This window comes from Hymenobacter metallilatus (genome assembly GCF_003944705.1).
GTDB lineage: Bacteria > Bacteroidota > Bacteroidia > Cytophagales > Hymenobacteraceae > Hymenobacter > Hymenobacter metallilatus.
In genome coordinates, this window is record NZ_RWIS01000012.1 from 1 (window position 1) to 14,263 (window position 14,263).

General features: G+C 61.4%; 13 protein-coding genes. 10 read left to right on the forward strand and 3 right to left on the reverse strand.

Features of this window, described 5'->3' with window-relative positions; all coding sequences use genetic code 11:
- Window positions 1-139: 139 nt before the first annotated feature.
- Entirely contained in the window at window positions 140-778 is a 639-nt protein-coding gene (ruvC, locus tag EI290_RS16530) for a crossover junction endodeoxyribonuclease RuvC (RefSeq protein ID WP_125432655.1), read from the reverse strand.
- A gap of 147 nt (window positions 779-925) precedes the next feature.
- Between ruvC and EI290_RS16535 the strand changes: the two genes are divergently transcribed.
- From EI290_RS16535 to EI290_RS16560, 6 genes are all read left to right on the forward strand, one after another.
- Window positions 926-1,969 carry a lysylphosphatidylglycerol synthase transmembrane domain-containing protein gene (locus EI290_RS16535; protein WP_246008979.1) on the forward strand — a complete coding sequence of 348 codons (1,044 nt, stop codon included), beginning with the start codon at window positions 926-928 and terminating at the stop codon, window positions 1,967-1,969.
- A gap of 5 nt (window positions 1,970-1,974) precedes the next feature.
- Window positions 1,975-3,156, forward strand: coding sequence for a glycosyltransferase (locus EI290_RS16540; RefSeq protein WP_185817043.1), 1,182 nt, complete (start codon window positions 1,975-1,977; stop codon window positions 3,154-3,156).
- A gap of 122 nt (window positions 3,157-3,278) precedes the next feature.
- Window positions 3,279-3,815 carry a c-type cytochrome gene (locus tag EI290_RS16545; protein ID WP_246008980.1) on the forward strand — a complete coding sequence of 179 codons (537 nt, stop codon included), beginning with the start codon at window positions 3,279-3,281 and terminating at the stop codon, window positions 3,813-3,815.
- Window positions 3,816-3,876: 61 nt separating this feature from the next.
- On the forward strand, window positions 3,877-4,134 hold the full coding sequence (locus EI290_RS16550) for an ArsR family transcriptional regulator (RefSeq protein WP_125432659.1): 258 nt from the start codon (window positions 3,877-3,879) through the stop codon (window positions 4,132-4,134).
- Window positions 4,135-4,139: 5 nt separating this feature from the next.
- Window positions 4,140-5,312, forward strand: coding sequence for an ABC transporter permease (locus tag EI290_RS16555; protein ID WP_125432661.1), 1,173 nt, complete (start codon window positions 4,140-4,142; stop codon window positions 5,310-5,312).
- Between the two features lie 97 nt (window positions 5,313-5,409).
- Window positions 5,410-6,657, forward strand: coding sequence for a PP2C family protein-serine/threonine phosphatase (locus tag EI290_RS16560; RefSeq protein ID WP_246008981.1), 1,248 nt, complete (start codon window positions 5,410-5,412; stop codon window positions 6,655-6,657).
- Between the two features lie 115 nt (window positions 6,658-6,772).
- Here EI290_RS16560 and EI290_RS16565 read toward each other — a convergent pair whose 3' ends face one another.
- A complete protein-coding gene (locus EI290_RS16565) occupies window positions 6,773-8,227 on the reverse strand; it encodes an O-antigen ligase family protein (RefSeq protein ID WP_125432665.1) in 1,455 nt (484 codons plus the stop codon).
- Window positions 8,224-9,306, reverse strand: a complete 1,083-nt coding sequence (locus EI290_RS16570; RefSeq protein WP_125432667.1) for a GumC domain-containing protein — start codon at window positions 9,304-9,306, stop codon at window positions 8,224-8,226. The genes EI290_RS16565 and EI290_RS16570 overlap by 4 nt, the downstream gene beginning before the upstream one ends.
- A 226-nt stretch (window positions 9,307-9,532) precedes the next feature.
- On the opposite strand from EI290_RS16570, the gene EI290_RS16575 reads away from it, so the two are divergent.
- The 4 genes from EI290_RS16575 (at window position 9,533) to EI290_RS16595 (ending at window position 14,217) form a co-directional block, all read left to right on the forward strand.
- Window positions 9,533-10,954: an oligosaccharide flippase family protein gene (locus EI290_RS16575; protein ID WP_262706465.1), complete on the forward strand. Its 1,422-nt coding sequence runs from the start codon at window positions 9,533-9,535 to the stop codon at window positions 10,952-10,954.
- 162 nt (window positions 10,955-11,116) lie between these two features.
- Window positions 11,117-12,250 carry a glycosyltransferase family 4 protein gene (locus EI290_RS16580; RefSeq protein WP_125432671.1) on the forward strand — a complete coding sequence of 378 codons (1,134 nt, stop codon included), beginning with the start codon at window positions 11,117-11,119 and terminating at the stop codon, window positions 12,248-12,250.
- A gap of 230 nt (window positions 12,251-12,480) precedes the next feature.
- Window positions 12,481-13,110, forward strand: a complete 630-nt coding sequence (locus tag EI290_RS16590) for a polysaccharide deacetylase family protein (RefSeq protein ID WP_246008982.1) — start codon at window positions 12,481-12,483, stop codon at window positions 13,108-13,110.
- A 6-nt stretch (window positions 13,111-13,116) separates the two neighbouring features.
- Window positions 13,117-14,217, forward strand: coding sequence for a glycosyltransferase (locus tag EI290_RS16595; protein WP_125432673.1), 1,101 nt, complete (start codon window positions 13,117-13,119; stop codon window positions 14,215-14,217).
- Window positions 14,218-14,263 lie beyond the last annotated feature (46 nt).

Consider the following 14,263-nt stretch of genomic DNA (forward strand, 5'->3'; position numbering starts at 1 on the left):
CACAAATACTTGGCGTGGCCGTGGCTATGCCCATTTTTGCGCAAGGCTGTGCTCCCACATTTAGCACAGGTAAGGGTAGTCTGTAGCATCACACAAGATAGCAAAACCACGATTTAGACCACCGCCCCTTAAAAAAGCCCTACGCCGCCGGCTTCTTCCTTACCGCCGGAGCCTTTTTGCCGGCTACGGGGGCGGCGAGCTTGCCGGGGTTATCGGCCAGGAACTTGCCCCAGCTTTTGCCGCCGGCCTTCACGTTGTTGCCCTTCTGGTAGTGGTGGCACATGGCCACGGCCAAGGCATCGGTGGCATCGAGGAACTTGGGAGCTTCTTCGATGGGCGGGAGCTTCAGCGTCTGGCGCAGCATGTGGGCCACCTGTTCCTTGCTGGCGTTGCCGGAGCCGGTTACGCTCTGCTTTACCTTGGTGGGGGCGTACTCCACGTACGGAATCTGGCGGGCCAGGCAGGCGGCAATGGCTACACCCTGGGCCCGGCCCAGCTTGAGCATACTCTGCACGTTCACCCCAAAAAACGGGGCTTCAATGGCCAACTCATCGGGCAGGTGCTCATCAATCAGCTCCGTCATGCGCTCAAAAATGCGCTTGAGCTTGAGGGCGTGGTTGGTACCCAGCTTGCGCATATCAATCACATCATATTCCAACAGGCGCGCGTGCTGGCCCTGCACCTCAATTACGGCGTACCCCATCAGGTTGGTGCCGGGGTCCACGCCCATAATTACTTTGGGCAGTAGCTCAGAGGAAGAGGCGAGGGGCAGAATCATATTGGTAGCTGTTAGCTAATGGCTATTGGCTGATAGCTATGAAAAAGAAGAGTACTTTCTGTATTCGCAGAAAGTCAGCAACGAATAGCTACCAGCCATAAAGGCTAACTTGCCGAAGTTACGCAACCATCCGCCACTTTGCCTCAGTTGAAGCCTCAAAGCTACGCCCAAACCGCCGAACCATCGGCCCCGGCCCGGTACAAAGGCTGGATTGTGGCGGGTAAGCTAGCTATTACACTGCTCACGCTGGGGCTGCTGTGGCACTCCGTGGTGGCCGATGCCGCCACGGCAGCGGCCTGGCGCGGCCTGCTCACCCGCACGCTGAGCGGGCAGGGGCGGGGGCCGGTGCTGGCCGCCTTACTGCTGATGCCGCTCAACTGGGGGCTGGAAGCCTGGAAATGGTGGCGGCTGGCCCGGCACCTGGAGCCGGTGTCGTTTCGGCGGAGCTTCCGGGCGGTGCTGGTAGGCCTCACGCTGGGGTTCGTAACTCCCAACCGCGTAGGCGACTATGCCGGCCGCATCATGGAACTGAAAAGTCGGCGGCTGGATGCGCTGGGGGCCGTGTTTCTGGGGCGCTACTGCCAGCTGGTGGCCACGGTGGCGGCCGGTACGGTGGGGCTGCTGTATTTTCTGCTGCGGTTTTATCTGCCGGGCTACCCGGCGGCGCAGCTGGGCGTGGTGGCCCTTACTGTGGTGCTGAATGCCGCCGTGCTGCTGCCGCTGTATCACTCGGAGCTGCTGGTGGCGGCCGTTCAGGCCGTGAAGCCGTTGCGCCGGTTCAGCCGCTTCCTCACCATCATGCCCACCTACCCGGCCCGGATTCTGACCGACGCGCTGCTGATTTCGGGGCTGCGGTACGCGGTTTTCTGCGCGCAGTTTGGGTTGCTGCTGCTGGCCTACGGGGTGCAGGCCTCGGCCGGGCCGGCTACGGCGGCCATTGCGGGTACGTTTCTGCTGAAGTCCCTGGTACCCTCGCTTAATGCCCTGGCCGATGTGGGCGTGCGGGAGCTGTCGGCCACCCATTTATTTGGACTGCTGGGTGAGCCGGTGCTGCCGGTGCTTAGTGCCAGTTTGAGTTTATGGGTGCTGAATATTGCGGTGCCCAGTGCCATTGGGTTGGTGTTTGTACTGCGGCTCAAGGTGTTGCGCAAACGCAAGCAGAGCCGGCCGGAAGCAGCCGAGGCCGTATGAGCGGAATGGGCTGGATAGCGTCGGTGGGGCTGCTGGGGGTGGCGGGGGCCTACCTGGGGAGGATGCTGCAGTTCCGGCGGGCCTGGCAGCAACAGGTAGCGGCCGGCAACCAGCCGTCTGCTCACGTTGCGCTACCTCAGCCGGCATCTGCAACCCATGCGGAAGCCCCGGCTATTACCATCATCATTGCCGCCCGCAATGAAGCCGCCAACCTGCCCCTGCTGCTCCACGACCTGGCGGCTCAGCTGCCGGTTTCGGGTGGTTTCGAGGTGCTACTCGTGGATGACCACTCCACCGACAGCACGGCGCAGGTGGTAACGCGGGCAGCCGCCACCAGCCCTTTCCCGCTGCGGCTACTGCCATTGGCGGAAGTTTCTGGTAGCCCAACCGGCAAAAAGGCGGCTGTGCAGGCGGCCGTACAGGCTGCCCGAGCGCCCTGGCTGCTGCTCACCGATGCCGACTGCCGTTTGCCCGCCGGCTGGGTGCAGGCTTACGCCCACTGCATTGCCCGGCACCCGGCGGCCCGCTTCATCAGCGGCCCCGTGCTGCTGACCGGGCACGGGTGGCTGGCTACACTGCAGGGGCTGGAGCTGGCTGGTTTGGTAGGGGTGGGGGCGGCTTCCATCGGCCGGGGAGCACCCACCATGTGCAACGGTGCCAACCTGGCCTACCGTCGTGCCGATTTCTTTGCCGTGCAGGGCTTCCAGGGAAACGAGGCCGTAGCCAGCGGCGACGATGAGTTTCTGCTGCACAAGCTTCATGCGGCCTTTCCCGGCAGCATCCGGTTTCTGGGCGCGGAGCAGGCTATCGTCCGGACCGAAGCCCAACCCACACTCGGCCGGCTGCTGCGGCAGCGGGTGCGGTGGGCCAGCAAGTGGCGGCACTACCAGACCTCCGCCCCGCAACGGCTGGCGGTGCTGGTGCTGCTGGCCAACCTCACGTTTCCAGTGGGGGCAGTGCTCTGGCTGACTGCTGGCGTACCGGCTGGGGTGGCAGTAGGGGTGTGGGCGGGTAAGCTGCTCGGCGACGCCCTGCTGCTACGGCCAGTGCTCCGGTTTCTGGGCCGAAGCCGCTGGCTGTGGTGGGTGCCGGTGCTGCAGCTGGCCTATGCTCCGTACGCCCTGCTTACCGGGTTGGCCGGCCTGCGCGGCAGGTATGAGTGGAAGGGCCGGCAGGTGAAGTCATAATGCGCTTCTGGAGCAGAAGTCGCGGGCCCGAAACAGGCTGAAATCACCCCCGATTTCACTTGCTATTGTGAGCTTCCGGGCCGTATTTCAATAGGTAATTCACTTTCTATCCTGAAAGACCTATGCATAAGAAGCTGCTGGAAATTCTGATGCCGGCCGGACTGGCTGTGGTAGCCCTGGCCATTTGTTTTTGTCTGGTTATCCTGGGGGATACCCTGAGCAACCCAACCCCGGCCGAAGCCCCACCGGTTGCGGCCGTCGACTCGCTCCAGACCGAGTTTACCGATATGCCCGTTAAACAGGCAGCCTCGTTGCCTCCTGGCGCCGATGCTGCCGCCGTTGCCGCCGGCGACGCGCTGTTTAAAGGCAATTGTGCCCAATGCCACGCTATAAACGAGGTGGTGGTGGGTCCGGCACTGGCCGGCATCACCAAGCGCCGCCCCATGGCCTGGCTTATTCCGTGGGTGAAAAACTCCAGCAAGCTGGTAGCCAGCGGCGACGAGTACGCCGTGAAGATTTTCAATCAGTACCAGCAGCAGCAAATGCCCAGCTTCCAGCTGTCAGACAAGGAAATTCAGCAGATTATCTTTTACGTCAGCTCGATGGAAGGAGTAGCGCCTGCCAGCACCGATGCAGTTGCGTACAACTTGGTGCCGTAAGCAGCTCTGGCCTCTGAACAACCCGCCCGGAGTACTACCTTTGCCCAAAACCCTGCCCTCCGTGACCGACGCCGAATTTGATATTCTCGACGAGCTCTACTTCGTCACCTCCTTTCCCGACCTGAGCCAGAAAACCGGCTTTGCCCCCGCTCAGCTGGAGCGCCACCTGCGCCTGTTGCTGGAGCAGGGGCTGGTGCGCAGCTTCTGGCCCGACCCCGATACGGAGCTGGCCTACGAGGAAAGCTCGTTTGGCGCCATTGTGCGCGACTCTTACTTCCTGGCTTCCAAGGAAGGGCTGCTGCAACATAACTCCCGGTAGGAAGCGTGGCTACTGCTGTTGCACCGGTGGCATCCTCGCAGGCCCGCCCGCCCGGCTATTATGTGCGGCAGCGGCTGTTGCGCAATACCCCGGCTATGCTGGGGCTGGGCTTTATTGTGCTGTGTACGCTGGTGGCGCTGCTGGGCTACTGGATACTGCCCGATAATTCCCCCAGCGCCAACAACGGCCTGGTGCAGCTCCAGAAGGAAGCGCCTGGCTTCAGCGCCACCATCCTGCGCCTGCCCCTCCTTGATTCAGGACGGGTTGCCGGTAATCCGCTGCGCACCTGGTGGGCGGGTAAAGCGCCCCGGTATCAGGAAATACCCATTGCCAGCTACCAGGTGCAAGGCGATTCGCTCTACACCCAGCCCTACCAGAACCACTCGGCCCTGGCCGACCACCCCCAAACGTACCCGCTAACGGCCGTAGCGGGCCGTACCGGCACGGCGGCCGAGTTGGCCGCAACCGTACCCCAGGACAACATTGTGCACCGTACCTACTGGCTGGGCACCGACAAAGCCGGCCGCGACGAGCTGAGCCGGCTGCTGCTGGGCACCCGCGTGAGCCTGGGCATTGGGCTGGTGGCGGTGCTCATTTCGGTGCTGCTGGGTATGCTCATTGGGGCGGTGGCTGGCTACGTGGGCGGCTGGGTAGATAGCCTGCTGCTGGGCCTGATGACGGTGGTGTGGAGCATTCCCGGCATTATGCTGGTTATTGCCATTTCTCTGGCCCTGGATAGCAAAGGCGTCTGGACGTCGTTTGTGGCCGTGGGCCTCACCATGTGGGTAGATGTGGCCCGCGTGGTGCGCGGCCAGATGCTGAGTCTGCGCGAGAAAACCTTTGTGGAAGCTGGCCGGGTGCTGGGGCTGTCCCAGAGCCGCCTGATCTGGCGGCACCTGCTGCCCAATATGACCGGTCCGCTGATTGTGCTGGCAACCAGTAATTTTGCGGCGGCTATTCTTTTGGAAGCCGGTCTGAGTTTCCTGGGGCTGGGTGTACAGCCGCCTGCCCCTTCCTGGGGGCTCATGGTAAACGAAGGCTTTCAGCTGCTGGGCACCGAAGCCGGCCTTTGGCTTACCTTGCTGCCAGGGCTGGCCATCAGCTTGCTGGTGCTAAGCTTTAACCTGCTCGGCAATGGCCTCCGCGACGCCTACGACCCTAAAACCCCACTTGTATAGAGTGTTGAGTTATGAATGATGAGTTATGAAATTGCGGCTAGTCGGTTTCTGTCTGCAACTTCATCCTATGTAACTCAGCACTCATAATTCAACATTCATGACTCCACCCGCTATGCCAAATACTACCCCCGAAAAGCGTTTGTTTCTGAAAGAGCGGGAATTGGGTGCCTTGCTGGAAATTACCCAAGCCATTAACCACGACCCCACTGAGGCTTCGCTGTATAAAATCTTTCAGTTTACCCTGCTCGGCCAGCTCAACATCCGGCGGCTGGTGCTGTTCGTGAAGGAGGAGCAGCAGTGGCTATGCGTGGTTTCCTTCGGGGCAGGGCTCACGGATTTTCGCAAAGTGCCGCTGCCCGCGGCCATTCTGGATAACTGTACCGGCCAGCCCTGCTCACTCCGGAGCTTCCAGGGCCTGGGCAAGGAGTGGGAACCGTTGGAAACCAGCATTCCGGTGGTGCAGAATGGCGAAGTGCTGGCGTACGTGTTCAGCGGCAACGTACACGATGATTACGTGAGCGAAGAGGCCACCAAGTTTCTGCAAACCCTGAGCAACATTCTCATTGGGGCCATTCAGAACCGTCGCCTGGCCCGGCAGCGCGTTGCCGATGCGGCTATGCGCAAGGAAATAGAAATTGCCCAGGAAGTGCAGACGATGCTGTTCCCGCGCAAGCTGCCCAATGATGCGCACGTGGCTGTGCAGGCCAGCTACGTGCCCCATACCGCCGTGGGTGGCGACTACTATGATGTGGTGGACCTGGATGCCAATCGGTTCCTGTTCTGCGTGGCCGATGTATCGGGCAAGGGCGTGGCGGCTTCGCTGCTGATGTCGAACTTCCAGGCCGGGCTACGCACCCTGCTGCGCCAGCAGGCTGATCTGGCCACGGTAGCCCAGGAGCTGAATAACCTGATTTTCCGCAATGCCGGCGGCGACAAATTCATTACCGTGTTTTTCGGCCTCTACGACCGGCGCACCCGCGTGCTGGAGTACGTGAATGCCGGCCACAACGACCCGCTGCTGATTCCGGATGCCGGCCCGGTACAGCTACTCAAGGAAGGCTCCATTATGCTGGGCGTTATGGACGAACTGCCCATGCTGAAGGTAGGGCGTATAACCGTACCGCCCCGGGCCCTGCTGCTTTCCTACACCGACGGCCTGACGGAAGTATTTGACGCCAACCATGAGGAGTTTGGGGAGGAAGGGGTGCTCCGGGTGCTGCACCACAACCGCTACGCCCCCCTGGCTACCGTACACCGGGAACTGCTCCGCGAAATCGAGGCCTTCAACACCAACGGCACCCGCTTCGCCGACGACGTGACTATCCTCAGCTGCCGGTTTAAGTAAAGGTGAAATTGTGAAATGGTGAAATGGTGAGTGTGACGTTCAACCCGCGCAGATAGTGCAAGCGGGACGTCACACTCACCACTTCACCACTTCACAATTTCACAATTTCACCACTTCACAACTTCACCACTTCACCTCTCGTCCAACTGCTGACCCGGATAAGGAGGAAGAGGTTGATAAAGAAGAAGGAGCCGATTTTGTCGACTTCCACCAACTCGTTCAGCAGCAGGTGAAATACGATGACGACGAAGCTCATCCCGCAGGCCAGCAATACGTAGCGCGGCTGGGTGCCGGGCCGGGTGCGGTGGTACAGCGTTTCGATGGTAATAAGGGCCGCGCAGAGCAGCGTGATAAACAGCAGAACTCCCGGAAAGCCCTGTTCTGCCAGCACCAGCAGAAAGTAGTTGTGCGTGGTTGATTTCTCCGGGTTTTCGCTCACGTAGGTGCGGAAGCTGCGCACCGTGTAGCGCTTGTATTCGGGGTAGAATGTGCTGGGCCCGCTGCCCACCAGCGGCTTGTCGGCGGCCATGCGGGCGGCCGCTACCCAGCGGTACACCCGCTCCATCCCCGACACGTCCTGCAGCTTGTAGGTAGCCTCCAGATGCTTCTCGAAGTTTTCCCCGTTAAACACGGTTTTCTCAAAGTTAGGGGCGTACAGCATGTAGTTGTTCTGGCTCAGAAAATACGATGCCCCGGTCAGCACGGCTACCAGCACGGCCAGCAATAGCAGGCGCGTCTGGCGAAGCCGCACCACGTAGTAAAACAGCCCCGCCACCGGCAACGACAGCACCGAGGCCCGGGTGTAGGACGTAATCAGGCCAAACAGCAGAATGCACGCAGCTATCCACCAGGCCGTTTTCTCCTTGCCCCGCGTACTGCGGATGCTGTAGAGAGCGAAGGGAAGGAGCAAGGCCAGCACCGTGGCGTAAATAACATGGTTGCGGTACCAGGGCTGCACCGCCTCATTCACCGACTCAAAGCTGAAGCCGTGGGCTGCGTGCTTGGCCGCCGTAATAAGCACTGTAAGCGACGCACTGATGGCGTACAGGCCCGCCAGTCGCCACACATCGGCGGGGCGGCGTACCAGCAGCAGCGTCCCTAGCCCGAACGGTACCAGGTACCAGGTTTTAGCCAGCAGATACTTGACGGACTTGGTGGTGTCCACGGAAAACGTGGCGGATACCACCGACCACAGCAGCATCAGCAGCAGAATAATTACCAGCGGATGCCGCAACTCCCGTCCTGCTATATGCCCCTGCCGCAGGAGCAGGGTAGCGAGCAGGCAGCCCGTAAGCACCAGCAGCAGGGGCTCGGAGGGCACGTCCATGCTGAACCCGCCGGGCAGCGGCAACTCCCGCGAGAAAGCCAGCGTCAGGAACAGCAGGTAATAGAGCAGCCGCCATTCCGTGAGCACCACCAGCAAGCCTACCACCAGTGCTACGGGTAGCAATGCCAGGGGCGTGTCCAGCAGCAGGGCGGTGGCTCCGCTGAGCAGCAATAACCCCACGAAGCCCAAAAAAGTGCGCTGGGCCGGGTCCTGGGGCAGCAAGGAAGCTAGCCGCTGGTTCACAGCGCGGCGGGGCCGGCCGGCCGGCGGGTTGTGCGCCGCCAGAGTTCCAGCAGCGTAATCACCACAATGGAGAGGGCCAGCGTCAGGAACACTGAGCCGGCTACAATCAGCCAGCGGATGGGCTTGCTCTTTTTGGTGGCCGGATAGGCTTTCTGCACGAGGTAGAGCGAAGAAAGTTTGCCTTTCAGGGCAACATCGGCGGTTTCAAAGTCGCCCCGGGCCTTTACCAGGCGAGCCTGCAGGTCGGTCATGCGGGCCGTAAACAGGTTCAGCGAATCTACGCCCCGGGTATAGTCTTCCAGGTTGATGACGTTGCCTTCCTCCGAGCGGGTGAGGCCCCGCAGAGCCCGGCGCAAGCCAGCCGCTTTGCCTCCTTCCCCTTCGCCCTCGGCCTGCCGTAGCTCCGACTCTACTTTGATAATCTCCCGGGCCAGGTAGCGCGACTGTTGCTCCAGCCCGTAAATGCCGTAGTGCCGCCGGGCCTGAATCAGCTTCTGCCGCGACGTTTCAAACTCTTTATTCAGAAACTGATACCGTTGCTGGTAGATGCCCAACACATTGCGGCGGTTTTCCAGGGTCAGCTGCTGATTCACCGAGTCAATAACCTGTACCAGGGCATTGGCAATACGGGCGGCCAGCTGCTTGTCCTCGTCAAAAAACGTCAGCTCAATGGCGTCCCGCTCGTTGTGCACAATATCCAGGTTGGAGCTGAACTTGCGCAGGGCGGCATCATCGGCGGCATCGTCGCCGACCGGGCCGGTAGCGTAGTGCTGGTGCAGGCGGAAGCGCTTGATAATCAGTTCGGCCACTGGTTGCGACTCGCCAATGGTGATTACGCGGTCCAGGTCCTCGGTGCGGCCGCCCAGCTCCAGCTTGCTGCCTTCCGTGGCAATGCGGTCGGGGTCGGTGGTTTGAGGGTTGGTCGGGAAGAATACGGCCGTTGATTTGTACACGTTGGGCAGCAACAGTGCTACAACTATGCTTGCTACCAGAGCCAGCACGAGGGCCAGGCCTACTAGTTTTTTCCAACGGTTTATGATAGGCCACAGGCCCAGGAGGGAATAGGACGGCTCCGACATGCTGCAAATAAGACCGTGCGACCAGAAAGTGGAAAGGTCAGACGTCGACGGCAGGCAAATATAGAGGAAAAACCCCCGCACCTAGCCCCTTTTACCCCGCTGCGCCCACGGTCTTTTCCGTAGTTTTACGCTTCTGTGGCCGGGTAATGCGCCTTGGGTACCTTGCCGTTGGGTTCTTTCTTCAGGCTCCTTACTATTCTAGCCTATCAAACGCTTCCTCGGAAACATCAGCTTTGTAGTCCTGCTCAACCTGCTGGTAAAACCTGGCTGGGTGGTGTTGGAAAATGTGGTGCAGGACCGCATCGGGCATGAGCAGTTTGGCACCTTTACTGCCCTCCTGACGCTGGCCACCATTGTGGCGGCGGTTTCCGATCTGGGTACTACCCAACTCACTACTAAGCGTCTGGCTGCTTCCCCTGGCTATTTTACCGATTTCTTCCCCACGCTGCTGCCGCTCCGGGCGGGGTTGGGCCTTGGTTTCCTGTTCCTGACGATGGGAGCCGGCTGGTTGCTGGGCTACCGGGGGCACTGGCTGCTGCTGCTGGCCATTACGGCGGCGGGGCTGCTGCTTACGCAGTACACGCTGTTTTTGCGCGGGGTGCTGCAGGCCCACCAGCGTTTCAATACCGATGCCGTACTGTCGGTGCTGGAGCGGCTGCTGCTGCTGGGCCTGGTGCTGGTGCTGCTGCCGCTGGGGCTCACCCTGGACCGGTACGTAGGTGCGCGCACCGCGGCGGTGCTGGTTGCTTTTCTGCTGCTGCTGGCGCTTATCCGGCGGCTGTACGGCCGGGTGGCCCTGCGGCCCCGTTGGCAGCAGGCCCGGCAGCTGCTGCTGGAAAGCCTGCCGCTGGCCTTTATCACGCTGGTGTATGGGCTCAACGAGCGGATAGACATGCTTATGCTGGAGCGGATCGTGTCGGCCCGGGAAGCCAGCTACTACGCCGCCGCCTACCGCTGGGTGGATGCCGTGATGATGTACCTCTGGACGGTGCTGCCGCTGTTTTTTGCCCGTTTCGCTTTTGCCACCGGCCGCACCCGTGAGCAGCAGGAGCTGCTGTGGTTCGGGCAGCGGGTGGTAACGGTGCCCCTGCTGCTGGTAGTGGGTTTCGGCTTGTTCAGGGGCGAGCTGCTGTTCTTTCAGTTTAAACACAGCAGCCCCGCCGAGCTGCTCCGCATGACTCAGTGCCTGCAGGTGCTGTTCCTGAACGTGCTGGTCCATGCCTTTTTCGCCATCTATAGCACGCTGCTCACCAGCACCGACCACGAAAAACCGGTTTCCTGGCTGGTAACGGGTAGCATCGTGCTCAACACGGGCCTCAACTTTCTGCTGATGCCGCGCTACGGGGCCTTGGCCGGAGCGTTTAATACGCTGCTATGTGCCGTAGTTGTATCGGTGGGGTACGTGTGGCTGGTGCCCCGCCGAACCGGCGTGCAGCTGCCCTGGGGGGTAATGGGCCGGCTGGCACTGGCGTTTCTGGGGCTGTGCGGAGGCTGGCAGCTGCTGCGCACCTACTCGGGCCTGCCGTGGTGGCTGGAAACCAGTATTGCGGGCGTTTGGCTGTTGGTGCTGATATTCGCGCTGGGTATAGTGTCGGTGGCCGAGCTACAGGCGCTGCGAACCAACAAACAGCTACCCGGGCAGCAGTAAAACGCGCCAATGGTACGCGCAAAAGCCCATTAAGCTGAGCAAAGGAAATACGCCACGTCTGCGCGTCAATCCAGGCTGGCCGAGGAACCTCACGTGGTGGCGTTAGATTACCTTGGCAACGTCAGCCCCTCACACCCTCTCACCCCTTCCTACCCCAACTCCATGCACATAGCCGTCAACGTCCGCTTTCTGCTGCCTGGCGATAAGCTGGAGGGAATTGGGCGGTTTACGCTGGAAACCCTGCGCCATATGGTGCAGCAACAACCGGAGCACACGTTTCATTTTCTCTTCGACAGAGCCTTTGATGCGCGGTATCTGCTGGGGCCGAACGTGGTGCCGCACGTGTTGCGGCCCCCAGCCCGGCACCCGCTGCTGTGGGTGGTCTGGTTTGAGGGAGCCGTGGCCCAGTGGCTGCGCCGCCACCGCCCGGCCGTATTCCTCAGCCCCGACGGCTTTACCACCCTGCGCACCCGGGTACCCCGCGTAACCGTGCTTCACGACCTGGCTTTCGAGCACTTTCCCCAGGACGTAAGCAAGCTGGTGCTGCGCTACTATCAGTATTTCACCCCCCGGTTTGCCCGCGCCTCTAAGCGGTTGGTGGCTGTATCAGAAGCTACCCGCCAGGATATTGTGCGCACCTACGGCATTGCGGAGGGGAACATCAGCGTGGTGTACAACGCCGCCGATACGCATTTTCGGCCCCAGCCGGCGACGGTGCAGCGGGCCACCCGGGAGCGGTTTGCCGCCGGTAAAGACTACTTCCTGTTTGTTGGAGCCCTGCAGCCCCGCAAAAATCTGGTGAATCTGCTGCGGGCTTTTGATGCGTTCAAAACGGCTACCGGGGCCACTACCAAGCTGCTGATAGTGGGCCGCACGGCTTGGAAAGCCGGCCCCATCTTCGAGGTGTACCAGCAGCTGCGCTACCGCCACGATGTTCATCTCACCGGCCGCGCCACTGATGCGGAGCTGGTAGAGCTGTACGCCGCCGCTCTGGCCACCTGCTACGTGCCGTACTTCGAGGGCTTCGGTATTCCCGTCATCGAGGCCCAGGCCTGCGACTCTCCGGTACTTACTTCCAACTGCAGCTCCCTGCCCGAAGTAGCCGGCGGCGCGGCCTGCCTGGTGGATCCGTTTGCCGTTTCCTCCATCACCGAGGGCCTGCACCGGATATACGCATCGGCGGAGTACCGGCAGCAGCTCATTGAGCAGGGCCGACGCAACGTGCAGCGGTTTTCCTGGCCGGAAAGCGCCCGTCGCCTCTGGGCCGAAGTAGAGCGGGCCGCTGAGCTTTGTTAGTTGTTAGTTGCTGGTTGTTAGTTGTTGGTTGGCGGTTGTTAGCGAAAACACAAAACCTATCGGCTAACAACTACCAACTGCCAACTACCAACTACCAACTGCCAACTGCCAACTACCAACTACCAACTACCAACTAACAACTGCCAACTAACAACTGTCAACTACCAACTACCAACTACCAACTGCCAACTGCCAACTAACAACTACCAACCAGCAACTAACAACGAGACATGCACCTACACCGCATGCCCGGCCTGGTGCAGCGCCTGTTTCCGGAGTGTCTCTGGACTATGCCGCCTGCCACGCCGCCTACCCTGTACCTGACCTTCGATGATGGGCCTATTCCGGAGGAAACCCCTTTTGTGCTGGAGCAGCTGGCGCGGTTCGGGGCGCAGGCTACGTTCTTCTGCGTGGGGGATAATGTGCGCAAACACCCGGCGGTGGCCCGGCAGGTGCTGGCTGCCGGCCACCGCCTGGCCAATCATACCTACCACCACCTCAGCGGCTGGAGCCGATCTGAAGCCGAGTACCTGGCCGACGTGGCCCGCTGCCAGCACCTGCTGCAGCAGCTGCAGCCCGAAGCCCGGCCACTGCTGCGCCCGCCCTACGGCCGCATTACCCGCGCCCTGGCCCGGCAGCTGAATACCACCCACCAGATTATTATGTGGGATGTGCTGACTTGCGACTATGACCCGGATTTCGCCCCCGAGCAGTGCCTGGCTACTGCCGTCCGGCTTACGCGGCCGGGCTCCATTATCGTGTTTCACGACAGCCTCAAGGCCAGCCGCAACCTACGGTACGTGCTACCCCGCTACCTGGCCCACTTCGCCGGGCTGGGGTACCGGTTTGCCAAGCTGTAGAACCTCATGCTAATTTTTCTCGCGCTGTGTTTTCTGGGCTGGTTTGGGCTGTTGCTTACGGCTACCGTGCTGTTTGGGCGCCGGGAACGGCCTGCGTCGTCGCTGCCGAACCCATTGCCCCGGGTGAGTATTCTCATTGCGGCCCGCAATGAGGAAGCAGCCATCGGGCGGTGCCTGGCTGCTATTCGAAGGGTGCAGTACCCGCCGGAGTTGGTAGAAGTACTGCTCGGCGACGACGGCTCCACCGATAATACAGCTGCTGTGGCCGCCGCTGCCATGCAGGGCTACGGTGGTGTGTTCCGCGTGGTGCCCATTACGCAGCCGCTGGGCCGGGCCCGGGGCAAAGCCAACGTGCTGGCCCATCTGGCCCGGGCTGCCACTACCGGGTATTTCTGTATTACCGATGCTGATATTGCCGTACCGCCCACCTGGCTCAGGGCCTTGCTGGCCGAGGCCCAGTCGGGTATTGGCAGCGTAACCGGCCTCACGCTGGTAACCGGCCCCCGCCTGTTTCACCGGCTTCAGGGCCTGGATTGGCTGCTCTCCTTGGGCCTGGTGCAGGTGGTAACCGACCTGGGCCGTCCCGTAACGGCCATGGGCAACAATATGCTGGTTACCCGCGCCGCCTACGAGGCTACCGGCGGCTATGAAGCTCTGCCGTTTTCCGTAACCGAGGATTTTGAGTTGTTCAAAGCCATTTTGCACCGGGGCTTTGGCTACCGCAACCTGTTCCGCCCGGAGGTACTGGCCGAGTCGCTGCCGATGTACACCTGGGGCGAGCTGCTGCACCAGCGGCGGCGCTGGCTGCACGGGGTAGAGCAGCTGCCCTGGTGGCTGCAGGTATGCCTGGCCTTATACGGCTCATTTTACCCCTTACTGCTGGCACTGGGCGTGGTGGCGGGCTGGCCGGCTGTGCTGGGAGTATGGGCGGCTAAGCTGGCAGTGCAGGGCTGGCTGGCTACCAAGTGCTTTCGGCAGGTAGGCCGCCGCCCGCCCCTGGAGCTGCTGCCTCTCTTTGAGTTGTACACGATGATGCTCACGGTGGGGCTGGGCCTGTTCCGCTTGCTGCCGCTGGGGTTTGAGTGGAAGGGCCGGCAGTACCGCTGAGCAAGTGAAAGTGCCCTCCTGAGCGGTGCGGTAAGCCGTGTCATAG

Coding starts and splice junctions, on each gene's coding strand:
- ruvC (WP_125432655.1), bottom strand. CDS start 778: ATGATTCTGCCCCTCGCCTCTTCCTCTGAGCTACTGCCCAAAGTAATT.
- EI290_RS16540 (WP_185817043.1), top strand. CDS start 1,975: ATGGGCTGGATAGCGTCGGTGGGGCTGCTGGGGGTGGCGGGGGCCTAC.
- EI290_RS16545 (WP_246008980.1), top strand. CDS start 3,279: ATGCATAAGAAGCTGCTGGAAATTCTGATGCCGGCCGGACTGGCTGTG.
- EI290_RS16560 (WP_246008981.1), top strand. CDS start 5,410: ATGACTCCACCCGCTATGCCAAATACTACCCCCGAAAAGCGTTTGTTT.
- EI290_RS16570 (WP_125432667.1), bottom strand. CDS start 9,306: ATGTCGGAGCCGTCCTATTCCCTCCTGGGCCTGTGGCCTATCATAAAC.
- EI290_RS16580 (WP_125432671.1), top strand. CDS start 11,117: ATGCACATAGCCGTCAACGTCCGCTTTCTGCTGCCTGGCGATAAGCTG.
- EI290_RS16590 (WP_246008982.1), top strand. CDS start 12,481: ATGCACCTACACCGCATGCCCGGCCTGGTGCAGCGCCTGTTTCCGGAG.
- EI290_RS16595 (WP_125432673.1), top strand. CDS start 13,117: ATGCTAATTTTTCTCGCGCTGTGTTTTCTGGGCTGGTTTGGGCTGTTG.